Source organism: Kribbella antiqua (genome assembly GCF_004345665.1).
Lineage (GTDB): Bacteria > Actinomycetota > Actinomycetes > Propionibacteriales > Kribbellaceae > Kribbella > Kribbella antiqua.
In genome coordinates, this window is record NZ_SLWR01000017.1 from 132,888 (window position 1) to 154,831 (window position 21,944).

At 67.7% G+C, this 21,944-nt stretch carries 22 protein-coding genes; 10 read left to right on the forward strand and 12 right to left on the reverse strand.

The features are described from left to right. The first annotated feature begins 1 nt into the window (after nucleotide 1). Nucleotides 2–2,167: a glycoside hydrolase family 31 protein gene (locus EV646_RS36105; protein ID WP_132156820.1), complete on the forward strand. Its 2,166-nt coding sequence runs from the start codon at nucleotides 2–4 to the stop codon at nucleotides 2,165–2,167. A 43-nt stretch (nucleotides 2,168–2,210) separates the two neighbouring features. Here the strand turns inward: EV646_RS36105 and EV646_RS36110 are convergent, their stop codons facing one another. Beyond that, nucleotides 2,211–2,498: a DUF1905 domain-containing protein gene (locus tag EV646_RS36110; protein ID WP_132156822.1), complete on the reverse strand. Its 288-nt coding sequence runs from the start codon at nucleotides 2,496–2,498 to the stop codon at nucleotides 2,211–2,213. Nucleotides 2,499–2,585: 87 nt separating this feature from the next. Between EV646_RS36110 and EV646_RS36115 the strand changes: the two genes are divergently transcribed. Beyond that, on the forward strand, nucleotides 2,586–3,095 hold the full coding sequence (locus EV646_RS36115; RefSeq protein ID WP_132156824.1) for a GNAT family N-acetyltransferase: 510 nt from the start codon (nucleotides 2,586–2,588) through the stop codon (nucleotides 3,093–3,095). Here EV646_RS36115 and EV646_RS36120 read toward each other — a convergent pair. The 5 genes from EV646_RS36120 to EV646_RS36140 all read right to left on the reverse strand — a co-directional run bounded on the left by EV646_RS36120 (nucleotide 3,049) and on the right by EV646_RS36140 (nucleotide 8,384). Next, a complete protein-coding gene (locus tag EV646_RS36120) occupies nucleotides 3,049–4,029 on the reverse strand; it encodes a cation diffusion facilitator family transporter (protein ID WP_132156826.1) in 981 nt (326 codons plus the stop codon). The genes EV646_RS36115 and EV646_RS36120 overlap by 47 nt on opposite strands. After that, nucleotides 4,026–4,490, reverse strand: a complete 465-nt coding sequence (locus EV646_RS36125; protein WP_241996551.1) for an ArsR/SmtB family transcription factor — start codon at nucleotides 4,488–4,490, stop codon at nucleotides 4,026–4,028. Before EV646_RS36125 ends, EV646_RS36120 begins: the two co-directional genes overlap by 4 nt. 63 nt (nucleotides 4,491–4,553) lie before the next feature. Further along, entirely contained in the window at nucleotides 4,554–6,152 is a 1,599-nt protein-coding gene (locus tag EV646_RS36130; protein ID WP_132156828.1) for an ABC-F family ATP-binding cassette domain-containing protein, read from the reverse strand. Nucleotides 6,153–6,294: 142 nt separating this feature from the next. Beyond that, nucleotides 6,295–7,698, reverse strand: coding sequence for a sensor histidine kinase (locus tag EV646_RS36135; RefSeq protein ID WP_132156830.1), 1,404 nt, complete (start codon nucleotides 7,696–7,698; stop codon nucleotides 6,295–6,297). Between the two features lie 2 nt (nucleotides 7,699–7,700). Then, entirely contained in the window at nucleotides 7,701–8,384 is a 684-nt protein-coding gene (locus EV646_RS36140; protein WP_132156832.1) for a response regulator transcription factor, read from the reverse strand. 168 nt (nucleotides 8,385–8,552) lie between these two features. Between EV646_RS36140 and EV646_RS36145 the strand changes: the two genes are divergently transcribed. The 6 genes from EV646_RS36145 (at nucleotide 8,553) to EV646_RS36170 (ending at nucleotide 15,305) form a co-directional block, all read left to right on the forward strand. Beyond that, nucleotides 8,553–10,343 carry an ABC transporter substrate-binding protein gene (locus tag EV646_RS36145; RefSeq protein ID WP_132156834.1) on the forward strand — a complete coding sequence of 597 codons (1,791 nt, stop codon included), beginning with the start codon at nucleotides 8,553–8,555 and terminating at the stop codon, nucleotides 10,341–10,343. Nucleotides 10,344–10,348: 5 nt separating this feature from the next. Beyond that, nucleotides 10,349–11,329, forward strand: a complete 981-nt coding sequence (locus tag EV646_RS36150; protein WP_132156836.1) for an ABC transporter ATP-binding protein — start codon at nucleotides 10,349–10,351, stop codon at nucleotides 11,327–11,329. Further along, entirely contained in the window at nucleotides 11,326–12,339 is a 1,014-nt protein-coding gene (locus EV646_RS36155) for an ABC transporter ATP-binding protein (protein WP_132156838.1), read from the forward strand. The genes EV646_RS36150 and EV646_RS36155 overlap by 4 nt, the downstream gene beginning before the upstream one ends. Continuing rightward, nucleotides 12,336–13,262: an ABC transporter permease gene (locus EV646_RS36160; RefSeq protein WP_132156840.1), complete on the forward strand. Its 927-nt coding sequence runs from the start codon at nucleotides 12,336–12,338 to the stop codon at nucleotides 13,260–13,262. Before EV646_RS36155 ends, EV646_RS36160 begins: the two co-directional genes overlap by 4 nt. Before the next feature lie 67 nt (nucleotides 13,263–13,329). Beyond that, nucleotides 13,330–14,289, forward strand: a complete 960-nt coding sequence (locus EV646_RS36165) for an ABC transporter permease (RefSeq protein WP_132156842.1) — start codon at nucleotides 13,330–13,332, stop codon at nucleotides 14,287–14,289. A gap of 17 nt (nucleotides 14,290–14,306) precedes the next feature. Beyond that, on the forward strand, nucleotides 14,307–15,305 hold the full coding sequence (locus EV646_RS36170; protein ID WP_132156844.1) for a 2-dehydropantoate 2-reductase: 999 nt from the start codon (nucleotides 14,307–14,309) through the stop codon (nucleotides 15,303–15,305). Here the strand turns inward: EV646_RS36170 and EV646_RS36175 are convergent. Both EV646_RS36175 and idi read right to left on the reverse strand, forming a co-directional pair. Beyond that, complete coding sequence (locus EV646_RS36175; RefSeq protein WP_132156846.1) at nucleotides 15,285–16,184, reverse strand: GNAT family N-acetyltransferase; 900 nt, start codon at nucleotides 16,182–16,184, stop codon at nucleotides 15,285–15,287. The genes EV646_RS36170 and EV646_RS36175 overlap by 21 nt on opposite strands. Nucleotides 16,185–16,231: 47 nt before the next feature. Beyond that, nucleotides 16,232–16,789 (reverse strand): isopentenyl-diphosphate Delta-isomerase, encoded by a 558-nt coding sequence (gene idi / locus EV646_RS36180; RefSeq protein ID WP_132156848.1) that lies wholly within the window; start codon nucleotides 16,787–16,789, stop codon nucleotides 16,232–16,234. A 191-nt stretch (nucleotides 16,790–16,980) separates the two neighbouring features. Between idi and tyrS the strand changes: the two genes are divergently transcribed. After that, on the forward strand, nucleotides 16,981–18,183 hold the full coding sequence (gene tyrS, locus EV646_RS36185; RefSeq protein WP_132156850.1) for a tyrosine--tRNA ligase: 1,203 nt from the start codon (nucleotides 16,981–16,983) through the stop codon (nucleotides 18,181–18,183). Between the two features lie 15 nt (nucleotides 18,184–18,198). Here the strand turns inward: tyrS and EV646_RS36190 are convergent, their stop codons facing one another. Beyond that, complete coding sequence (locus EV646_RS36190; RefSeq protein ID WP_132156852.1) at nucleotides 18,199–19,056, reverse strand: class I SAM-dependent methyltransferase; 858 nt, start codon at nucleotides 19,054–19,056, stop codon at nucleotides 18,199–18,201. A gap of 93 nt (nucleotides 19,057–19,149) precedes the next feature. On the opposite strand from EV646_RS36190, the gene EV646_RS36195 reads away from it, so the two are divergent. Continuing rightward, a complete protein-coding gene (locus EV646_RS36195; RefSeq protein ID WP_132156854.1) occupies nucleotides 19,150–19,968 on the forward strand; it encodes an NmrA family NAD(P)-binding protein in 819 nt (272 codons plus the stop codon). On the opposite strand, the gene EV646_RS36200 is transcribed toward EV646_RS36195, so the two are convergent. The 3 genes from EV646_RS36200 to EV646_RS36210 are packed head-to-tail and all read right to left on the reverse strand — an operon-like array spanning nucleotide 19,965 to nucleotide 21,944. Continuing rightward, the gene (locus tag EV646_RS36200; protein ID WP_132156856.1) at nucleotides 19,965–21,269 is read right to left on the reverse strand and encodes a cytochrome P450; all 1,305 of its coding nucleotides are present in this window, start codon (nucleotides 21,267–21,269) and stop codon (nucleotides 19,965–19,967) included. The genes EV646_RS36195 and EV646_RS36200 overlap by 4 nt on opposite strands. A 41-nt stretch (nucleotides 21,270–21,310) precedes the next feature. Next, nucleotides 21,311–21,649, reverse strand: coding sequence for a PRC-barrel domain containing protein (locus EV646_RS36205; protein ID WP_132156858.1), 339 nt, complete (start codon nucleotides 21,647–21,649; stop codon nucleotides 21,311–21,313). A gap of 1 nt (nucleotide 21,650) precedes the next feature. Continuing rightward, a complete protein-coding gene (locus EV646_RS36210; protein WP_132156860.1) occupies nucleotides 21,651–21,944 on the reverse strand; it encodes a hypothetical protein in 294 nt (97 codons plus the stop codon).

The following is a 21,944-nucleotide window of genomic DNA, read 5'->3' on the forward strand; positions in this document are numbered from 1 at the left end:
CATGATCACGCATCGCCCGTTCGGCATCGAGCACCCGTACGCCGCCTCCCCCGACCAACGCGTCCCTGTTCTGCCTCTCGCGGGCGAGTCCGTGCGGCTCGGCGTGGTCGTCTCCCCCGACGTCACCCGAGTCGTCTGCGAGTGGGATTCCTCTGAGCTCGAGTTGTCCCCGGCAACGGACACGTCCGGCGACGCGGCCGCGCTGGCGGGTGGCGAGGGTCATCTGAGCGAGGCCCAGGCCAAGTCGCTCGGCGCCGACGGTGCCTGGTTCGTCGTCACGCCGCCGATCACCGAGCCGGTGAGATACCGCTTCCACGCCTACACGAGCGGCAGTAGTGCGGAGAGCACGGAGTGGTTCGAGGTTTGCCCTGCCACCTGGATGCCCTCAGGTGGCCAGATCAGGGGTGCGGAAGGTCGAGTGCGTGGTGTCGAGTGGCTGGTTTCTGCTCAACAAACCCACCGGGCACGATTCAGGCTCGAATTTCGGCCCGGCGATCATCTGGTCGGCTTCGGCGAACGGTACGACGTACTGGATCAGCGGGGGCGGTCGCTCGACGCGGTGGTGTTCGAGCAGTACAAGTCGCAAGGAGTGCACGGGCGAACGTATCTGCCGATGCCGTTCGCGCAGGTGGTGAATGCCGACGGCAACGGCTGGGGTTTCCACGTGCGGACGTCCCGGCGGACCTGGTTCTCGTCGGACGACACCGAACTGCTCGTAGAAGTTGCCCTCGGCGACGAAGCGGTAGTTGACCTGGGCATCTACCAGGGCTCGCCGACGAAAGTACTGACGGCATTCCTGGACGAGGCCGGCCGTGCGGAGGACCTGCCGTCCTGGGTGTTCCGATTGTGGGCCTCCGGCAACGAATGGAACACGCAGGACCTCGTGATGGCGAGGATGGACGCGCACCGCGATCTCGACATCCCGGTCGGCACCGTAGTGATCGAGGCGTGGAGCGACGAGGAAGGCATCACCATCTGGCGTGATGCGCAGTACGACGTCACGCCCGACGGCAGCGCGCACAAGGCAAGCGACTTCAGTTACCCAGCGGACGGCGCCTGGCCCGCGCCGAAAGAGATGATCGACGAGCTGCACCGCCGCGGCATCAAGGTCGTCCTCTGGCAAATCCCCTTGCAGAAAACGGAGTTCAGCACCGGTCAGGTCGCGGCCGACGCCGAGGCGATGGTCCGCGAGGGTCACGCCGTGCTCGAAGCCGACGGTACGGCGTACCACAATCGCGGCTGGTGGTTCCCGAAGGCGCTGATGCCGGATCTGTCGGTCCAGCGGACCCGCGACTGGTGGACCGAGAAGCGGCGTTACCTGGTCGAGGAGTTCGACGTCGACGGCTTCAAGACCGACGGCGGCGAACACGCCTGGGGTCACGACCTGCGCTACGCCGACGGGCGACGCGGGGACGAAGGCAACAATCTCTTCCCGGTTCATTACGCGCGAGCGTTCGGTGATCTGCTGCGATCGGCCGGCAAGGCGCCGGTGACGTTCTCACGCGCCGGCTTCACCGGATCCCAGGCGCACGGTATCTTCTGGGCCGGTGACGAGGACTCCACCTGGGCGGCGTTCCGCTCGTCCATCACCGCCGGCCTGACCGCCGCCAGCTGCGGAATCGTCTACTGGGGCTGGGATCTCGCCGGCTTCTCCGGCCCGGTCCCGGACGCCGAGCTCTACCTTCGCGCGACGGCCGCGTCGACCTTCATGCCGATCATGCAGTACCACTCGGAGTTCAACCACCACCAACTCCCCCTGCGCGATCGCACTCCCTGGCACGTCGCCGAAACCACCGGCGACGACCGCGTCGTCCCGCTCTTCCGCCAGTACGCCGTACTCCGCGAGAAGCTCGTCCCGTACCTCGCGGCGCAGGCAGCCGCCACGATCAGCACCGACCGCCCGTTGATGCGGCCGCTCTTCTTCGACCACTTCAACGATCCCGAGGTCTGGAACCACCCGTACCAGTACCTCCTCGGCAACGAGCTCCTGGTCAACCCGGTCCTGGAGCCCGGCGCCACCACGTGGACGTCGTACCTCCCCGAAGGTGAGTGGTACGACGTCTGGACGGGCGACACGGTCTCCCGCGGACTGATCAGCCGAGATGTCCCGCTGGACGTCATCCCCGTGTACACCCGCAACCGCGAACTTCTGGACCTCTTCCGCTGAGGCCATCGCAGGCCGATGAAACCGCCGACAGGGCGCGGAGCTGTCAGCCGAGGCGTTCGTCCAGGTGGATGGTGATGTCCTCGCCCGGCTTCTTGCCGATCCGGTCGCGGAGGTCCGCCTTCACCGGGAGTTTGTGGGTGCCGTCGCCGAGGGCCATGAAGGAGCTCTCGAAGGGGTGGCCGTCCATGGTGCCGCGGACCTTGACCAGGCCGCGGGTGCCGAAGTACTCGGCCGAGCCGGGCATCTGCACGTAGGTCCAGCCGCCCTTGGCATCGCTCTTCAGCAGCGGCGCGGTAAATGTCTTGTCCAGCTTTCCGGTCTTCTTGCTCACGGTGAGCTCCTCTCGTGTGGGTACCTTCACCACTAGGTAGAGACCGGCCGCCGGTTTTCGACATCGTCGTACAACTATTCTTGATCAGTGATCAGCATCCGCCGCGCGGGGCACTCCGACGTACCGGCCGTTCTGGCGCTGCTCGACGGCGCGACCGAGTGGCTGGTGTCCCGCGGGCGGACTGATCAGTGGGGCACGGAGCCGCACTCGACGAACCCACGGCGGATCGCCCAGATCACCGGGTTTGCAGACGACGGGTTGTGGGTGGCCGAGGCGGACGGGCGGGTCGTCGGCGCGCTGGCCGTTGGGGCGGCGCTGCCGTACGTTCCACCGGCTACGGAGCCGGAGCTCTATGTGCGGCTGCTGGTGACCGATCGAGAATCAGCCGGTCAGGGCATCGGCGCCGACCTGCTGGACCACGCGCGCGGGTTGGCGCGCGAGGCCGGCGTCGGGCTGTTGCGCGTGGACTGCTTCGCGGGCGGGGACGGAGCCCTGGTGCGGTACTACGAGAAGCAGGGCTTCACGCGTGATGCGGAGTTCGCCGTACCGGTCAATGGTTCGGAATGGCTGGGTCAGATCCTGATCCAGCGGTTGTGATGCTGCGGTGAACCGTGCCGTGGGCGTCGCTGCAGTGCTCGTCACGCTCGTCGCCCGTTGCGTGGTCCACTTGGAGGGTCGAGTGAGTCAGATGGTGGCGGTCGGCCAGTAGGGCCTCGATCTGACTGCGGATCTGGTGGCAGTCGAGCCCTTGGGCGACCAGGATGTGCGCGGACGCGGCCGGTTCGCCGGAGGTGATCTCCCAGACGTGCAGGTCGTGGACCTCGACCACACCCGGGACGGCGCACAGCTCGGCGCCGAGGGTTTGCGGATCGACCCCGACTGGTGCGGCCTCGAGGAAGATGCGGCCGGAGTCGCGGACCAGCGAGATGCCGGCCTTGAGCATCAGCGCGGCGACGATCAGGGCGGCGATCGCGTCGGCCCTGGCGAAGCCGGTGAGGAAGACGACGAGACCGGCGATCGCGGTCGCGATGAACGCGAACAGGTCGTTCAGGATGTGCTGGAAGGCGCCTTCGACGTTGAGACTGCTGCGGTTCGCCTTGCTGATCAGCCAGGTCGCGAGCAGGTTCACCACGATGCCGACCAGACCGGTGATGAAGACCAGCAGGCCCTCGACTTCCGGCGGATGAATCATCCGGTTGATCGCCTCGTAGACGAAGTACGCCGCGAGCAACAGCAGCGTGATGCCGTTCGCCTGGGCGGACAGGATCTCGACCCGCTTGAAGCCGTAGGTGAAGCCGCCGGCCGGTGGGCGAGCGGCCAGCCGGATCGCGATCAGGGCCAGCGCGATCGCGATCGCATCGGTGAGCATGTGCGCGGCGTCGGTGATCAGCGCGAGCGAGCCGGCCGCGAATCCAACAACGACCTCGGCCGCCATGAACCCGACGATCAGCGCCAGCGCGCCGCTCAGCAACCGCCGGTCTGCCTCCGCACCCACCGCGTGCCCATGGCCGTGGCCGTGCTCGGTGGTCACGCGTCCGACCTCTCCGGGTGACCATGCCGTTCGGGATGGATGGCGTCGGTGTGTTCGGTGTGCGCGACGGCGAGGTCGACCAGCATGCGCACGTGTGCGTCGTCCAGCCGGTAGTACGCCATCCGCCCGTCCCGTCGTACGGCGACCACGCGGTGAGCGCGGAGCAGCCGAAGCGCGTGGGAGGTCGCGGACTCGCTCATCCCCGTCACCGCGGCGAGATCGCAGACGCAGAGTTCGCCGTCCAGCAGCGCGACCAGCAGCTTCAGCCGGCGCGGATCGCCGAGCAGGCTGAACACATCCGCCGTGTCGACCACATCCGCCTCAGCAGGCATCCTGGCGTTGACACTGGCCACCCGCTCCGGATCCACGAGCCGCACATTGCAAGCGTCCAGCGCGGCTGTGCTGCTCTCTCCCCGCCCCACCGCCCCGGTCAGCTCCTGCACATCTGCAGAACTCTTCATACGTCAACCCTAACCACCCCGCCCACCCCTGACCAGCTAAGCGGCGTGTCGGGGGTTGCGCGGTTAGGCCAGGGAGACCAGGTCCAGGTAGTCGTCGGACCAGAGGTCTTCGGTGGCGTCGGGGAGGACGAGGACCCGGTCCGGCTGGAGGGCGTCGATGGCACCTTCGTCGTGGGTGACCATGACGATCGCGCCCGGGTAGTTGCCGACCGCGGCCAGGACCTCGTCCCGGGAGGCGGGATCCAGGTTGTTGGTCGGCTCGTCCAGCAGCAGGACGTTGGCGCCCGAGTGGACCAGGCCGGCCAGAGCCAGCCGGGTCTTCTCGCCACCGGACAGCACATGCGCCGGCTTGTCCGCGTCGTCGCCGCTGAACAGGAACGAGCCCAGCACGTTCCGGACCTCGCCGTCGGTCAGGCTCGGCGCGACGGACGCCAGGTTCTGCCGGACGGTCCCGGCGAGGTCCAGCGTGTCGTGCTCCTGGGCGAAGTACCCGAGCCGCAGTCCGTGACCGTGCACGACCGTGCCGGCGTCCGGCTCCTCACGGCCCGCGAGCAGCCGGAGCAGGGTCGTCTTCCCCGCGCCGTTCAGCCCGAGGATGACGACGCGACTCCCCCGGTCCACAGCCAGGTCGACACCGTCGAGCACCTGCAGACCGCCGTACGCCTTCTTCAGTCCGACGGCACTGAGCGGTGTCTTGCCGGACGGGACCGGCTCCGGCAGACGGATCCGTGCCACGCGTGCGGCCCGCCGTACCGGCTCGAGGTCGGAGAGGAGCTTGTCCGCGCGCCGCGCCATGTTGCGTGCGGCAACGGCTGTGTTGGCACCGGACTGCATCTTCGCCGCCTGGGCGTGCAGGACCGCGGCTTTGCGTTCCGCCGTACTGCGTTCGCGGGCACGGCGGCGCTCATCCGTCTCGAGCTGCTCGAGGTACTTCGACCAGCCGGTGTTGTGGACGTCGATCGTGGTCCGCTGCGGGTCGAGGTGGAACACCCGGTTGACCGTTGCCGCGAGCAACTCACGATCGTGGCTGATGACAACCAGTCCGCCTGGGTAGCCGAGCAGGAACGAGCGCAGCCACAGCACCGAGTCCGCATCCAGGTGGTTGGTCGGCTCGTCGAGCAGCAAGGTGTCGTGCTGCGCGAACAGGATCCGGGCCAGTTCGACCCGTCGGCGCTGGCCGCCGGACAGCTCGCCGACCGGCTGCTCGAGCGCACGGTTGGGCAGGCCGACGCCGGCCGCGAGCCGCGCCGCTTCCGCCTCGGCCGCGTACCCACCGGCCGCCTGGAACTGCGTCTCGGCCTTCGCGTACGACGCCATCGCACGCTCCTGGGCTTCGCCGACGGCCGTACTCATCGCCGCCTCGGCCTTGCGAAGCCGCCGTACGACGGCATCCAGGCCACGGGCGGACAGGATCCGGGCGGTGACGGTGATGTTGGGGTCGGCAGCGCGCGGGTCCTGCGCCAGGTAGCCGACGGAGCCGGACACGTTGATGGAACCGGCGGCCGGGCGGTCCTCGCCGGCCAGGGTCTTCATCAGGGTGGTCTTGCCGGCGCCGTTGCGGCCGACGAGCCCGACGCGGTCGCCGGGGCTGACGTGGAACGAGAGGTCGGACAGCAGCAGGTGGGCGCCGACGCGAATATCTACACCGCGAACGGTGATCATGGTTACTCTCCGTGATAGCTGGTGGACACACTTCTGGTGTGGAAGCGAGTCCGCAGCTAGACACAGAGGCAAGTAGCCATACGCCCAGGTTAGCCAGAGGCCCTCAGGCCCGTCACCCGAATTACTTGGCCGAGAGCTCGAATTACTTGGCCGGGAGCTCGACGACGAAGCGGGCGCCGCCGCCAGGGCGGTCGGTGACCTGGATGGTGCCGGCGTGCCATTGGACGTGGCGGGCGACGATGGCCAGGCCCAGGCCCACGCCGCGGCCGCGGCCGCTGGTTTCGCCGCGGCCGAAGCGTTCGAAGATGCGGTCCCGGTCCTCGGCGGCGATACCGGGACCGGCATCGTCGACGGTGATGATGACGCCGAGGCCACCGGCTTCGACGCCGACGCCCTTGCAACCACCGGCGTGGTCTTCGGCGTTCTCGACCAGGTTGGCGATCACCCGCTCCAGCCGGCGCTTGTCCGCCTGCAGCGTCAGCCCCTCGGCCTCCGGCGCGACGGTCGTCACCTCCCGCCCGGCCGTTGCGTCTGCCGCCGCGCGTACCAGGTCGGCGATCCGCACGATCTCGCGGCTGCCCTGGTCACCGCCGTCGTCCCGCGAGATCTCCAGCAAGTCGATCACCAGCCGCCGGAACCGGTCGAGGTCGTCTCCGAGCAGCTCTACCGGCTCACGTACGGGCGCCGGCAGCTCGGCGCGATGGTTCTGGATCAGCTGCATCGAGTTGAGCATCGTCATCAACGGCGTCCGCAGCTCATGGCTCACATCCCCGGCGAACCGCGCATCCGCCGCCACCCGCCGCTCGAGATCAGCCGCCGTCTGGTTGAACGACCTCGCCAAACCGCCGAGATCCCGGTCCTTCTCCGCCGGCAATCGAGCGTCCAATTGACCACGTGCGACGGCATCCGCCACCCGCGTCAGCTCCGCCAGGGGCCGAAGCGCGAGGGTCGAAGCGAGCCGCCCCACCGCGAGCCCGATCAGCGCGGTCACAATCGCCGCCACGACCAGCGTGATCTTCAACGTCCGCAGCGTGTTGTCCAGGCTCTCCAGCGGATGCCACTCGAAGAACGCCTCCCCCGGCCGCCGCAACGGTACGCCGACAGCCAGCACGTGCTGACCGCCCACGGTCACGCTGCGATGCGCCGTATGACCGTCCAGCACCGTGGCGATCAGATCCGGCGGCAGATCGGACGGACGACCCGTCGAGGCGTACCACCGGTTGCTGTAGTACACCATCGACGACGCCGCGTCGGTGGACGGCAAGCTGTTCAGCAACGCCTGTACGTCGACATCCGCCCTGGGCGTCGGACTGTTGCACTCGGCACCTTCCCGGGCCGGATTGCACGGCTTCGGCGCACCGAAAACGCCGTAGTGGAAGGCGGCCGCGTTATCGGAGGTCTCCACGATCGCGGACGACTGCCGCTGCTCGGTGAGGTAGTCCGAGACCACCTTCCAGGTGACGAGCGCCAGTACCGAGGACAGTCCGAGCGCGAGCAACCCGTAGGCAACCATCACCCGCCCACGCAGGCTGAACCGTCCCCTCAAGGTCAGCTCACCAGTCGGTAGCCCAGGCCGCGGGCCGTGACGAGGTGCTTCGGGCTGGCCGGGTCGCGCTCGACCTTCAACCGGAGCCGCCGAATGTGGACATCGACGATCCGGCTGTCGCCGAAGTACCCGTAGCCCCAGACCTTCGACAGCAGCTGTTCCCGGCTCAGCACCTTGCCCTCGGCACCGGCCAACTCGGCCAGCAGTTTGAACTCGGTCCGGGTCAACGGCAGCACGGTCCCGTCCCGGGTCACCTCGGCGCCGGCGACGTCGATCCGCAGATCCCCGACTTCGAGCAGCTCCGACTGCCGCGAGTTCGCCGGCTCGACCCGCCGCAGCAGCGCCCGGATCCGCGCGGACAGCTCCTTGGCCACCAGCGGCTTGGTCACGTAGTCGTCCGCCCCGGCTTCCAGCCCGGCGACCACGTCGTGGCTGTCGGCCCGAGCGGTCACCATGATGACCGGCACGTCACTCGTACGGCGGATCTCGCGACAGACGGTGAATCCGTCCCGGTCCGGCAGCATCAGGTCCAGCAGCACCACATCCGGCGGTTCCCGGCGCAGTACGGCGAGAGCGTCGTACCCGTTGGCCGCCTCGGCAACCTCGTACCCCTCGTCCTCCAGGGCAAGCCGCAGGACCCGCCGGATGCGCGGCTCGTCATCGACCAACAACAGGCTGTGTGCCACGTGAACAAGTGTCGCTCACCGAGAGGCCGGACGCCGGTTACGTCTGTCATGAATCCGTCATGTTCCCGCCGGGGCGAGTTGACAACTCCTTGACGGTTCGGTGACTCGGCCTCCCGGCAGCCGTCGCCGGTCCTAACTTCGGCGCTATCGAGTCCCGGAGGAGGACCAATGGCCAGAAGACGGCTGGCGGCAGTATCCCTTGCCGCCGTGGCGACGCTAATGCTCGCCGCATGCAGTAGTGGTGGCGGATCGACCACCGGATCCGGCAGTACCGCGGCCACGCCGGTCACCGGCGGCACCCTGAACATGCTCGGGGCCGGCGATGTCGACTACATGGATCCGAACCTCAGCTACTACTCGGTCGGCTACCTGAATCTGCGGATGTGGAGCCGGCAGCTGTTCACCTACCCGGCCGATCCCGGTAGCGACAACACCAAGCCGGTGGCCGATCTGGCCACCGAGATCCCGACCACGGACAACGGCGGGATCAGTGCCGACGGGAAGACCTACACGATCCACATCCGGCCCGGCGCGCAGTGGAACACCACCCCGGCCCGCCAGGTCACCGCCGAGGACATGGTCCGCGGCGTGAAGCGGACCGCGAACCCGGTGCAGCCGTTCGGCGGCATCCCCGACTTCGCCAACCTGATCGTCGGGTACAAGGCGTTCGCGGACGGATTCGCCAAGGTGGCCAAGACGCCGGCCGCGATCCAGGAGTACATCGACAAGACGCCGCTGCCCGGGGTGGTCGCGAAGGACCAGACCACGGTCGAGTTCCACCTGACCCAGCCGGCCACCTACTTCGTCGACATGCTGACGCTGCCGGCCTTCTCGCCGGCCCCGGTCGAGGTGCTCAAGTACCTGCCGGCCAGCACCGAGCTGGGCAACAACTTCCCGTCCGACGGCCCGTACAAGGTCGACTCGTGGGTGCCGACCAAGTCCATCTCGTACTCGCGGAACCCGGCCTGGAACGCCTCCACCGACACGGTCCGCAAGGCGTACGTCGACAAGATCCTCGTCAACGAGACCGTCAGTCAGGACTCGATCCAGCAGCAACTGCAGACCGGGACACCGAGTGCGGACCTCGAGTTCGACGTCGGCCCGCCACCGTCGCAGCTGCCGGCCCTGATCGCCAAGAAGGACCCGAACCTGAACCTGGGCATGACCGCGTCCAGCAACCCGTACGTCATCTACAACACCGTCTCGCCGAACAACAACAAGGCGCTGGCGAACGTGAAGGTACGGCAAGCGATCAGCTACGCGATCAACCGCGCCAACATCCTGCAGGTGCTCGGCGGCCCGACGGTCAACCCGCCGCTCACCCACGTGCTGCCGGACAACATCACCGGCTCCAAGCAGATCGACCCGTATCCGTACAACGTGGACAAGGCCAAGCAGCTGCTGGCCGAGGCCGGCTACCCGCACCTGACCCTGAAGTTCCTTTACCGGAACGCATCCGAGGGCAGTAGCAAGGCATTCCAGACCATCCAGCAGGATCTGTCCAAGGCCGGTATCACCGTGGAAGGCGTACCGTCGCCGAATGCGGACTTCTACGTGAAGTACCTGCAGGTGCCGACTGTCGCGCAGCGCGGGGTCTGGGACCTGTCGCTGGCCGGCTGGGGTGCTGACTGGTACGGCAACGCGGCCCTGTCGTTCTTCAACCCGCTGTTCTCCGGCGAGCCGTCGTACCCGCCGATCGGTAGCAACTTCGGTCTCTACAACAGCCCGACGACCAACGCACTGATCGAGCAGGCCGCCAAGGCGACCAGCGCGGACCAGGCGGCGGACCTCTGGGCGAAGGCTGACGCGCAGGTGATGGCGGATGCGCCGTTCTACCCGCTCACCAACCCGAAGAACGCCAACTACCACGCACCGCAGGTGCACAACGCGGTCTATGTGCCGGCGATGCAGATGTTCGACCCGACGAATGTCTGGCTCGACAAGGACAAGCAGGGCTAGACCTCATGGCCCTGCTTGAAGTAAGGGATCTTCGGGTCTCCTTCGACACCCCGGACGGCGCCGTCCGCGCCGTCCGGGGCCTGTCGTTCGACGTGGAAGCCGGCCAGACGCTGGCGGTGGTGGGCGAATCCGGCTCCGGCAAAAGCGTCGCCACCCAGACCATCACCGGCCTGACCCGCGGCGCACAAGTCTCCGGTACGGCGTTCTTCGACGGCACCGACCTGATCAGCGCGGATCAGGCCACCCTGCGAAGGCTGCGCGGGGCCCAGATCGGGATGATCTTCCAGGACCCGCTGTCCAGCCTGCACCCGCACTACCGGATCGGCTGGCAGATCGTCGAGATGATCCGGGCGCACGACAGGGAGATCAGCAAGCAGGCGGCCCGGCGCCGGGCCGCGGAACTGCTCACGCTGGTCGGCATCCCGCGCGCGGCCGAGCGGATCGACGACTACCCGCATCAGTTCTCCGGCGGGATGCGGCAACGGGTGATGATCGCGATGGCGATGGCTCTCGACCCGGCGCTGCTGATCGCGGACGAGCCGACCACCGCGCTCGACGTGACCGTGCAGGCACAGGTGCTGAACGTGATGCGCCGGCTGCAGGACCAGTTCGGTACGGCGATCATTCTCATCACCCACGACCTCGGCGTAGTGGCGGAGATGGCCGACGAGGTGGTCGTGATGTACGCCGGCTCGGCGATGGAACGGGCGCCACGGCGCGACATCTTCTACCGCAACCATCATCCTTATACACAAGGGCTTCTGGCCTCACTGCCGGCTCGCAGCAGCGAGCGGCTGACCCCGATCCCCGGGAGCCCGCCGAGCCTGATCAGCTTGCCGCCCGGATGCCCGTTCGCTACGAGGTGCCCACACGTGTTCGACAAATGCCGGGCTGAAGCGCCGCCGTTGATCGACGTCGGCGGCGACCCGCGCCACCAATCGGCGTGCTGGCTTCCCCACGACCTGAGTGAGGCGATCGCGTCATGAACGAGGTGTTGCTGAAGGTGGAGGACGTCCGGAAGGAGTTCCCCACGCATTCGCGGGAAGTGGTCCGGGCGGTCGATGGGGTCTCCCTCGAGGTTCGCAAGGGCGAGACGCTCGGCCTGGTCGGCGAGACCGGCTGCGGCAAGTCGACCCTGGCCCGCTGCATGGCTCACTTGTACGACGTGACGTCGGGCTCGGTCTGGTTCGACGGGGCCGAGATCAGCAGTCTGTCGCGGCGGGCGATGCGGCCGGTCCGCCGAGAGGTGCAGGTGATCTTCCAGGATCCGTACGGCTCCCTGAACCCGCGGCGACGGGTCGGCTCGATCATCGGCGACCCGTTCGCGATCCACGGCATCGCGTCGGGGGCGCAGCGGAAGAAGAAGGTGCAGGAGCTGATGGAGCTGGTCGGGCTGAATCCCGAGCACTACAACAGGTTTCCTGCCGAGTTCTCCGGTGGCCAACGGCAACGAATCGGCGTGGCTCGGGCGCTCGCGCTGCGGCCGAAGCTAGTGATCTGCGACGAACCGGTGTCGGCGCTGGACGTATCGATCCAGGCGCAGATCATCAACCTGCTGGCGGATCTGCAGCGGGAGTTCGACCTGACCTATGTGTTCATCTCGCACGACCTCTCGGTGGTCCGGCATGTGAGTGACCGGATCGCGGTCATGTACCTCGGCAAGATCGTCGAGCTCGCTCCGACCAGCGAGCTGTTCGGTCAGACCAGGCACCCGTACACGCGGGCGCTGCTGTCGGCGTTGCCGGTGGCGGATCCGGATACGGCGGACAGTCGCGAGCAGATCATCCTCGGCGGCGACATCCCGGCCGCGACGAACCCGCCGGCGGGGTGCAGGTTCCACACTCGCTGTCCCAAGGCGCGGGCTGACTGCGCCGCCGGTGAGCCGCCGCTGGTCGCCGTACTCGATGACGCGGACAACCATCGGACCGCCTGCATCCATCCGTTGACCCTCGGCGAGGACCTGTCCACCGCCGTACCCGACTTGAAGGCGTCATGACTACCGCGCTCGACCTGGTGGAGGTCGGAACCGAGGCGCCGGCGATCGAGGGGCGGAGCCCGTTCGTCCTGGCGTTGCGGCGGTTGCGGCGGGACAAGGTGGCGATGATCTCGCTGGCGGTGATCGTGCTGATCGTGCTGATGGCGATCTTCGCGCCGGTCTTCGCGGCGATCACCGGGCACCCGCCGAACGAGCAGTACCGCCAGATCGGCCTGACGCCGGACGGTTTGCCCCGCGGACCGAACAGCACGTTCTGGCTGGGCACGGACGACCTCGGTCGCGACGTCCTGGTCCGGATCGCCTACGGCGCCCGCGTCTCGCTGCTGGTGGGCGTCATCGCGACCGCCATCACTGTTGCCATCGGCGTCGTACTCGGTCTGGCCGCGGGGTTCCTCGGTGGGATCGTCGACACGGTGCTGGCGCGGCTGATCGACGTCGTACTGTCGGTGCCCTTCCTGCTGGTGGCGATCGCGTTGGTGTCGGTCACGGGGCCGAGCCTGACGGTGACAGTGCTGGTGATCGGGTTCTTCAGCTGGGCGTCGGTCGCCAGGATCGTCCGCGGTCAGGTGCTGTCGTTGCGGGAGCGGGAGTTCGTCGAGGCGGCGCGGTCCCTGGGGGCCGGCGACACGCGGATCATGTTCGTGGACGTGCTGCCGAACGTGCTCGCGCCGGTGATCGTCTACACCACGCTGCTGATCCCGGTGGTGATCGTGACGCAGGCGACGTTGTCGTTCCTCGGGCTCGGCCTCCCGCCGCCGACCGCGGACTGGGGCGGGATGATCAGCGAGTCGCAGAACTACTACACGACCGCCTGGTGGTTCATCATGTTCCCCGGTCTGGCGCTGCTGATCACGACGCTCGCGTTCAACCTGTTCGGTGACGGCGTCCGGGACGCCTTCGATCCACGCGCGGATCGGAGCTAGTCATGGCGCTGTTCGGGTGGGGCAACTACTGGATCGACTCTTCCAACGGCACGAGCAGGAGACTGCGATGGCTCTTTTTCTGATCCGCCGGATCGGGCACGGCATCCTGGTCCTCTGGCTGATCACCGTCGCGGTGTTCGCACTGTTCTTCGTTGCTCCGAGCAACGTGGCGCAGACGCTGGCCGGGCGGCAGGCGACGCCGGAGACGATTGCCCTGATCAAGCATCGGCTCGGGTTGGATCTGCCGGTCTGGAAGCAGTACCTGCACTTCGTGGAGAACGCCGTACGGGGGAACCTCGGGTACGACTACTACCACCAGGTGCCGGTGACGAAGATCATCGGGCAGGCGTTGCCGATCACGGTCTCGCTGGCGCTGGGAGCCGCCGTACTGTGGTTGCTGCTCGGAGTGTTCAATGGGGTGATCTCGGCGGTGCATCCGCGGTCGCTGGCGGATCGCGGGCTGACGCTGTTCTCGTTGTTCTTCTACTCGTTCCCGTCGTTCCTCCTCGGGTTGCTGCTGCTGTACTTCCTGTATTTCCGGCTCACGCTGGCTGGGTATCGCTGGTTCCCGGCGGGTGGGTACTCGGCGTTCGGGGCCGGAGCCGGCGCGTGGTTCCAGCACCTGCTGCTCCCGTGGGTCGCGCTGGCTTTGTTGCTGGCGGCAACCTATACGCGGTTGACCCGCGGGTCGATGCTCGACGTATTGGGTGAGGACTACATCCGGACGGCCCGCTCGAAAGGCATCCGGGAGAGCCGCGTGATCGTGCGGCACGGACTGCGCAGCGCACTGACGCCGGTGGTCACGCAGTTCGGCATCGACCTCGGCCAGCTGATCGGCGGCGTCGTCGTCACCGAAACCGTCTTCAGCCTCCCCGGCCTCGGCCAAACCGCCGTCGTCGCCATCAACCAGCAAGACCTCCCCGTCATCATCGGCATAGTCCTCTTCGCCTCCGCCGCCGTAGTCGTCTGCAACATCCTGGTAGACATCGCCTACGCCTTCCTGGACCCGCGGGTGCGCCTCCACTAGTTCGGTACCGTGTTGCCATGGCGATCGTGGTGTACGGCGCGGGTGGGATTGGGTGTTATGTCGGGGGGCGGTTGGCGGCGGGTGGGGCAGCGGTGGTGTTTGTGGGGCGGCAGCGGGTGGCGGATGAGTTGGGGGCGCATGGGCTGCGGCTGACGGATTATCTGGGGGCGGATCTGCGCGTCGCGGCGGAGGACGTGCGGTACGAGACGTCGCCTGCGGCGGCCGCGGAGGCGGATCTGGTGTTGGTGACGGTGAAGTCTGCCGCGACCGAAAGTGCGGCCGCCGAACTGGCCGAGGTGCTGAAGCCGGGTGCGATCGTGGTCAGCTTCCAAAACGGCGTACGCAACGGCGAGCTGCTGCGGGAGCGGCTGAAGGATCAGGTCGTGCTGACGGGGATGGTCCCGTTCAACGTGCTGAATCGCGGCGGCGGGGTCTTCCATCAGGGCACGGAGGGTGCGCTCGACGTGCAGCGGCATCCAGGGTTGGCGCCGTACGTCGATGCGTTCGCGCGGGCCGGGCTGCCGTTGAAGCAGCACGACGACATCCTGCCCGTGCAATGGGCGAAGCTGCTGCTGAACCTCAACAACCCGATCAACGCGCTGTCGGATCTCCCGTTGCGGGACGAGTTGTCGCAGCGCGCCTTCCGTCGTTGCCTCGCCGCCGCCCAGGCCGAAACCCTGGCGCTCCTCGATGCCAAAGGCATCAAACCGGCCCAGCTCCTGCCGATCCCGATGAACCGCTTCCCGATGATCCTCCGGCTGCCCGACTTCCTCTTCCGCCGCCTCGCCGGCAAGATGCTCGCGATCGACCCGCTGGCCCGGACGTCCATGTGGGAGGACCTCGAGGCCGATCGCCGTACCGAAGTCGACTACCTGAACGGCGAAGTCGTCCGCCTCGCCGAGTCCCTCGGCCGCACCGCTCCCGTGAACAGCAAGCTCACCCAGCTAATCCACGAAGCCGAATCCACCCGCCGCTCGTGGTCCGGGCCGGACCTCCTACGGGAACTCCAGCGGTAGCGTCGCCAGGACCCGGATGCTGACAGTTCCGTAGCTGAAGCCGAGGTGCTCGTTGAGCCGGCGCATGTTCTCGTTGCCCTGCTGGGTCCAGGTGTAGATCTCGGTGATGCCGTGCTCCGCGGCCCAGGCCATGCTGGTCCGTTTGAGCGTTGACGCGACCGCCTTGCCACGCCATTCCCGTCGTACGGCGGTATACGCGACCTCGGCCCGCTCCGGACGGTCGGTGTCGAGCATCAGACCCGCCACCCCGATCACATCCTCGCCCACGACGGCCATGAACATCGCCGATGGGTCGTTGATCCACTCGGTCGCCCACTCCTGCGGCGATACGTCCAGCGCGCTGGGCACGTCCATGTCAGGGAGGGTCGGCAGCGCCACCTGCTCGTAGGCCTTGGCCCACAGCTCCGGCCGCTCCGCGACGGTCACCACCTGATAGTCCGATGGTGTCGTTGGCCACGGTTCGTCGCCGATCCGGCGTACTTGCTCGACTTGTCTGCCGATCTCGGCGAAACCGAAGCGGTGCGCGAACGCCAGCGAGCCTTCCTCCTCCACACCGGAGGTCGCGCGTTCGTAGCCCTGGGCAACGGCATGGTCCGACAGCGCCCGCAGTAGTTGAGTGCCGACACCTTGCCGACGCGAATCCGGACGTACGCGCGGTACGACGAAGGCCCGACCGCTTTCGCTGGAACGATCCGACAGCCCGCTTCCGACTACCTCGCCGTCAAGTTCGGCAAGCAGCAGGAGGCGTTGCGGCGTCTCCAGCTCTTGAAGCTCGGCCACAGTCAGCGCCCGCTCATCCGGCTGCACCGCGATCCGGACGTCACGCCACGCGCCATAGTCCGCGTCCGATTGAACCGGCCGTATCTCCACCCCACCCATCTCCTCAGCATGCCGCAGCGGCGGCCAAAGCGCTCGGCGGGCTCAGTTCATAGCCGTGCGGCCGGCGGAAGGAGGGCCGGGTCGGCGATCCTCCAGTCGCGCGGAGCCGAGCCGAGCTGGTCCAGTTGGAGGATGCACCAGGGCGAGAGGTCGGGGACGTCGCGGATCTCCGCCCAGCTGATCCAGCGGTACGACGCCACCTCTGCAGGGTCGGGGACGACTTCGCCGGACCAGTGGACACGGTAGACCGGGCAGAGCTCGTTCTCGACTACGCCGGTCGGCATCTCGGCGCGGTAGCGGAACTCCGGGAGGATCAGATCAACCTCGGCGGCGACGATCCCGAGCTCGTCGACGAGCCTTCGCCGTACGGCGTCCTGCACCGGCTCACCCGGCAATGGGTGCCCGCAGCAACTGTTCGTCCAGACGCCCGGCCAGGTCCGTTTGCCGAAGGCCCGCTGCGTGAGCAGCACCCGGTCCTCGTCGTCGATGACGTAGCTGGAGAACGCCAGGTGCAGCGGCGTCGCGGCGTGATGGACCGTCGCCTTCGCCTCGGTTCCGATCGCCCGTCCGGCCTCGTCCAGCAGTATTACTCGCTCCTCCGTCACACCGTCGATGCTATGGTGTTGTACGTGAACATGCGTGCTGTGGTGTATCGACCGGCTCTGGGAGGGGCCGGCGTTCGGTAGTACCCACAACTCGCTCCACCCAGAGCCTCCGAGGCAGGAACCATCCGGGTTCCTGCCTCTTTCCGTTGCCGGAGGCGCTGGCTGGGTGCCTCCATGCTGAGAGGAAACCCATGAGCGAACCAAGCGCGGTGGTCGACCGGTTACGTCGTACCACTGACTCCATCGTCGGCGAGGCGGATCTGCTCGAACGGCTGGGATCGGGACGGCCGCTGCGGATCAAGTACGGCGTCGACTGCACCGCACCGGACCTCCACCTCGGCCACGCCGCCAACCTGTGGATGATGCGGCAACTGCAGGACCTCGGCCATCGGGTCGTGTTCCTGCTCGGCGACCTCACCACGCGCGTCGGCGACCCAACCGGCCGGTCCGAGACTCGTCCGGTGCTGACGCCTGAGGAGATCGAGGTCAACGCGCAGTCGTTCCTCGACCAGATCTCGCTGGTGCTGCGCACTGATCCCGAGGTGTTCGAGGTACGGCGGAATTCCGAGTGGTACGACGGGATGAACGTGGCCGAGCTGTTGAGTCTGTTCGGGCAGGTCACGCATGCGCAGTTGATGGCGCGGGACATGTTCCGGGAGCGGGTCGCGGCTGGGCGGGAGATCGCCGTACATGAGCTGATCTACCCGGTGCTGCAGGGCTACGACAGCTTCGCGATGCGTTCGGATCTCACGATTGTGGGGTCGGATCAGCTGTTCAACGAGCAGCTGGGGCGGCATTTCCAGCAGCGATTGGGCGCGCCGCCGCAGGTGGTGATCACGACGACGATCACGCCGGGGATCGACGGACGGGCGAAGCAGTCGAAGTCGCTGAAGAACTACATCGCGCTGACGGACTCCCCCGGCGACAAGTTCGGCAAGCTGATGAGCATCCCGGACGACCTGGTCGAGTCGTACGCGCGGGTGTACACCGAGCTCTCACTCGGCGTCGTCGCCGCGCTCGGATCCGCTGCTGCTACGGGCGGTCCGGAGGCTCGCGATGCCAAGCTCCGCCTGGCCGCGGCTGTGGTGACCCGCTACCACGGCGCCGGTGCGGCGCGCTCCGAACTCGAGGCCTTCAAGCGGACGTTCTCCGACCGGGAGCGACCGAGCGAGATGCCTGAGATCGTGGTCGCCGGTCCGGTCGCGACGGCACTTGAACTGTTGCAGGCTGCCCGCCCAGCCGACAGCAAGTCCGAACTCCGCCGCCGCATCCGCCAAGGCGCCGTCACCATCGACGGCACCCGGGCGGACGACCCAGCCACGACCATCGACCTCTCCACCGACGTGATCCTCAAGTCCGGCTCCCGAACCTGGCACCGCATCAAACCGCGGTAAACCAGCGGCCGCGGGTCAGGTTGGTTTGTGAGCGGTGACGAGCCAGGCTGCGGAGGGGAAGGTGACGCCTTCGGGGCCGAGGTGGGCGGCCAGGGTGGCGCATAGGCGGTTCAGGGCCTGGGCGCGGCCGACCTCGTCCAGGTCGTTGAGGAGCCAGCCCAGGATGCCGATGACGAAGTGTTCGGCGGTGGCGACGTCCGGGCCCCAGTACGTCGGCTCCTTGAAGGATTCGCATTCCGGGGTGTCGAAGCCCGCGCTGGTGAGGATGTCGGCGACGCGGCTCGGATCGGCGAGGGCGAACGGGCTGGGGGCCTCCGGTGGTGGGGCCGGCAGTTCGCGCCCGGCGAGGGCTGTCGTCAACTCGGTGAACCAGGGGTTCTGGCTCGGATGCTGCCAGACCAGGAGCGCGACGCGGCCGCCGGGTTTCAGCGCCGCGGCGAGGTTGGCGAAGGCGGCGTACTGGTCGGCGAAGAACATGCAGCCCGTGCGGCTGACGAGTACGTCGTACGTCTCCGGCTCGAACCGGTACACCTGCGCGTCCGCCTGCAGGAATCTCGCGTTGCGGGCACCGGTGTCGCGGGCCGACCTGGTGGCGACCGAGAGCATCGGCGACGACAGATCGACGCCGAGCGCCGTGCCGGATCCGGCGAGCCAGGCCGCGGCGCGCGTCGTACTGCCGGTTCCGCAGCCGATGTCGAGGACTCGATCGCCGTCCCGGATCCCGGCCGCGCGGAGCAGCCAGTCGTCGTACCGGTGCAGGCTGTGTTCGAACAGCGCGGCCCGCTCAGCCCAGAAGACGCCCTCGCGGGTCTCCCACGCCTTCAGCTGGTCCTCGTTCGCCGGGTCGATCCACGTGGTGTCGGTGCCGATCATGCTGATCCCCTTCCGTTGCCCACATGTACGCACGGTCCGGCGATCCGGTTCATGTGGCAGGCTTCGGGGGTCGGTCGACGAGGAGGGGACGGTATGACGGTCTTGGTGACAGGCGCGACGGGTAATGCGGGCGGCGCGGTCGTGCAATCGCTGGCGGCTGCGGGTCTGCCGGGCCGCGCGCTGATCCGCAAATCGGTCGAGTTGCCTGCCGGCATCGAGCCTGTGTACGGCGACCTGAACGACCCCGACTCGTTCGCTCTGGACGGTGTGTCGGGCATTTTCCTGCTCAGTGGCTACGACCGGGTCGAGGAGCTGCTGGCCAACGCCGTACGCGCGGGGGTCGAGAAGGTCGTGCTGTTGTCGAGCAGCTCGCTGGACAGCGCCGACACCTCGAACGCGATCGCCGCGTATCACCAGGCCGCCGAGGAAGCGGTGAAGGCTTCGGGCCTGTCGTGGACGTTCCTGCGGCCGAATTCGTTCATGTCCAACACGCTGCGCTGGCTCGACCAGCTGCGCGCGGGTGACGTCGTACGGGTGCAGTTCCCGGAGGTGCCGATCTCGACGATCCATCCGCGCGACATCGCGGACGTTGCGGTACGCGCGTTCACCGGGGAGCACGGCGGGTCGACGTACCGGCTGACCGGGCCGGTCGCGCTGACGCCGACGCAGCAGGTCTCGATTGTCGGAGAGGCGATCGGTCGGCCGTTGACGGCGTACGAGATGACGCGCGCCGAGACCCACGAGCAGCTCTACGCGACCATGCCGCCGCAATACGCCGCTGCGATCGAATCCTTCTTCGGCGACGGGACCGTCGACGAGACCACGGTCACCTCCGCGGTGGAACAGATCACCGGACACGCACCGCGCACGCTGCAGGAATGGGCCCGCGAGAACGCCGCCCTGTTCGCCTAGGTCCTCCTCCAGAAGCCCATCCGGGGTGTGGTGTGGTCGAAGGTCGTGGGTAGGCGGCCGGTGGTGAGCAGTTCGCGGGTGTGCGGGTCCAGGTCGAGGTCGTAGTGCTGGAGGATGTGGCTGGTCGCCGCACTGGTCGTGAGCAGGACGACGTTCCGCCCGGGGCAGACGGCAGGGCCCGCGCTGAACGGGATCAGCGGCCAGTCGCGATCCGACCGGCCGTCCAGCCAGATCTCCGGGACGAAGTCGTTCGCGAAATCCAGTGCCTCGTCATCGCGATGGAACACCGAGCTCACGATCGCGAACTCGGTCCCAGCCGGCGCAGTCCCGGTGTCCCACTCCGTCTGCGTCCGAGCCTCCCGCAGTACGACGAGCGTGGTCGGCCACAACCGCACTGATTCCTGTACGGCGGCGCCCGCATACGGCAGCAACGGGTCGTGATGCTTCGCTTCTTGCCGGATCGTGTCGACGGCATCCGGCCTGGTCGCGAGTACGGCGAGCAGCCGCCAGAGCGCGATCCCGGCTGCGTCGAAGGCGAACAGCCAGTGCGGCACCTGACCAGCCGGATCCACCCCAGGCGCGTTGGTCGTGATCGCGCCGAGCATGAGGCTTTCGACGAGACTGCCGGGTGCCGCGTTCTCGACGTACTCCTCGAGTTTTCGCTCGAAACGGGCGCGAGCCCTTTGGTTGCGTGGGTGGATGCCGGCCCAGTTGGCGTTCGAGCGCAGGGTGTCGAGGAGCGCGGTCAGCTCCTTGTCTTCGCGGGCTTTGTCGCCGAGCACGATCCGGCGGACGATCCGCGACCAGATCTCGCGGAAGTCGTTCCAGCCGAGGGTAGCGTGCAGAACGTCGAGCTCCTCGGTGACGGCGGCGACCATCGTCGCGCCGTGGCGATGGACGGGGCTGTGGGCGTCGAGTGCTTCTTCGTTCAGGTGACGGCGGGGTGCTCGGAGTGGCGGGTCGGTGGCGAGTGCGGCGTGCGGCTGGAAGTGCTGAAGCGCGGCCACCTTGTCGGTGGTGGCGGCTGAGAACGGCTCGGGCGTCTCATTGAGGATGCGACGGACGTGGTGGGGGTCGAGGACCAGGCCGATGGTTCGGTTCGGGAATTGCAGGAGGAGGGGGCCTTCGCCGTACTGCTCGCGCAAGGTGCGGACTCGCCGGAGGATGCGGTCGTCGGCGTGCGTACGCTCGGCAGCCCTGGAAACCAGCGATCTGCGTACGATCGCTCCCTGCGCCACGACGGGTAGCAGAACGTCCCTTGTCACCCGCACGGTGTCGGCGAGCGAGGCAGTCGGAAGCATGTACTTCTGGTGCCCGGTCAAATCCCGGACAAACGCCTGCCTCAGAGGCGGGCGTTCTCCTCGAGCGGCTGGAGCTCGGCACGGCCGCGCACGACTTCGACGGTGGTGGCCGTGACGGTGACGTCTTCCCAGGGGACGTACCAGACATCACCCAGGCGACGGTGGACGAGCCAGCGGAGCAGCGCGGGACCGACGTGACGCTCGTACCCGAACAGGTGGGTGGCATGGTGTTCGATCACGATCAGCCCGGTCACCCGGAACGCCGCCTGCATCGACGGCAGGACCGGACCGTCCTGCACCAGCCGCACATCGGCGACCCACCCGATGTCATCTCCGGCACCGTCCAGCACCCGTCGTCCCAGCAACTCGCCCAACCGCATCTCAGTCCGCCTTGTCTCCTGCGCCCGGGATCTTGTCGATGATGTGGCGCTCGAACCAGTCGTCCCAGTGGTCGAGATCCAGGCCTTCGTTGCTGATCTTGACCGCGGTGTCGATCTCGGCGATCAGCCGCGCCGGGATCCGCTGCTCACCGGTGATCAGCGCCGTCACCACCGGCGGATCCGCCTCCAGGTCGAGCTCGACGTCGTCGACCTTTCCGAGCAACCGCCCGTTCCGCTGGTCGATCAGCTGCCGGTCCCGCAGATGCAGCTGTGCGTGCAGCACCCGTCCGCTCAT

What these genes read in the sequence shown, in the direction of transcription:
- EV646_RS36105 (WP_132156820.1), top strand. Translation starts at nt 2, where the DNA reads ATGATCACGCATCGCCCGTTCGGCATCGAGCACCCGTACGCCGCCTCC.
- EV646_RS36125 (WP_241996551.1), bottom strand. Translation starts at nt 4,490, where the DNA reads ATGAAGAGTTCTGCAGATGTGCAGGAGCTGACCGGGGCGGTGGGGCGG.
- EV646_RS36130 (WP_132156828.1), bottom strand. Translation starts at nt 6,152, where the DNA reads ATGATCACCGTTCGCGGTGTAGATATTCGCGTCGGCGCCCACCTGCTG.
- EV646_RS36145 (WP_132156834.1), top strand. Translation starts at nt 8,553, where the DNA reads ATGGCCAGAAGACGGCTGGCGGCAGTATCCCTTGCCGCCGTGGCGACG.
- EV646_RS36150 (WP_132156836.1), top strand. Translation starts at nt 10,349, where the DNA reads ATGGCCCTGCTTGAAGTAAGGGATCTTCGGGTCTCCTTCGACACCCCG.
- EV646_RS36155 (WP_132156838.1), top strand. Translation starts at nt 11,326, where the DNA reads ATGAACGAGGTGTTGCTGAAGGTGGAGGACGTCCGGAAGGAGTTCCCC.
- EV646_RS36160 (WP_132156840.1), top strand. Translation starts at nt 12,336, where the DNA reads ATGACTACCGCGCTCGACCTGGTGGAGGTCGGAACCGAGGCGCCGGCG.
- EV646_RS36165 (WP_132156842.1), top strand. Translation starts at nt 13,330, where the DNA reads ATGGCTCTTTTTCTGATCCGCCGGATCGGGCACGGCATCCTGGTCCTC.
- EV646_RS36170 (WP_132156844.1), top strand. Translation starts at nt 14,307, where the DNA reads ATGGCGATCGTGGTGTACGGCGCGGGTGGGATTGGGTGTTATGTCGGG.
- EV646_RS36175 (WP_132156846.1), bottom strand. Translation starts at nt 16,184, where the DNA reads ATGGGTGGGGTGGAGATACGGCCGGTTCAATCGGACGCGGACTATGGC.
- tyrS (WP_132156850.1), top strand. Translation starts at nt 16,981, where the DNA reads ATGAGCGAACCAAGCGCGGTGGTCGACCGGTTACGTCGTACCACTGAC.
- EV646_RS36190 (WP_132156852.1), bottom strand. Translation starts at nt 19,056, where the DNA reads ATGATCGGCACCGACACCACGTGGATCGACCCGGCGAACGAGGACCAG.
- EV646_RS36195 (WP_132156854.1), top strand. Translation starts at nt 19,150, where the DNA reads ATGACGGTCTTGGTGACAGGCGCGACGGGTAATGCGGGCGGCGCGGTC.
- EV646_RS36200 (WP_132156856.1), bottom strand. Translation starts at nt 21,269, where the DNA reads ATGCTTCCGACTGCCTCGCTCGCCGACACCGTGCGGGTGACAAGGGAC.
- EV646_RS36205 (WP_132156858.1), bottom strand. Translation starts at nt 21,649, where the DNA reads ATGCGGTTGGGCGAGTTGCTGGGACGACGGGTGCTGGACGGTGCCGGA.
- EV646_RS36210 (WP_132156860.1), bottom strand. Translation starts at nt 21,944, where the DNA reads ATGAGCGGACGGGTGCTGCACGCACAGCTGCATCTGCGGGACCGGCAG.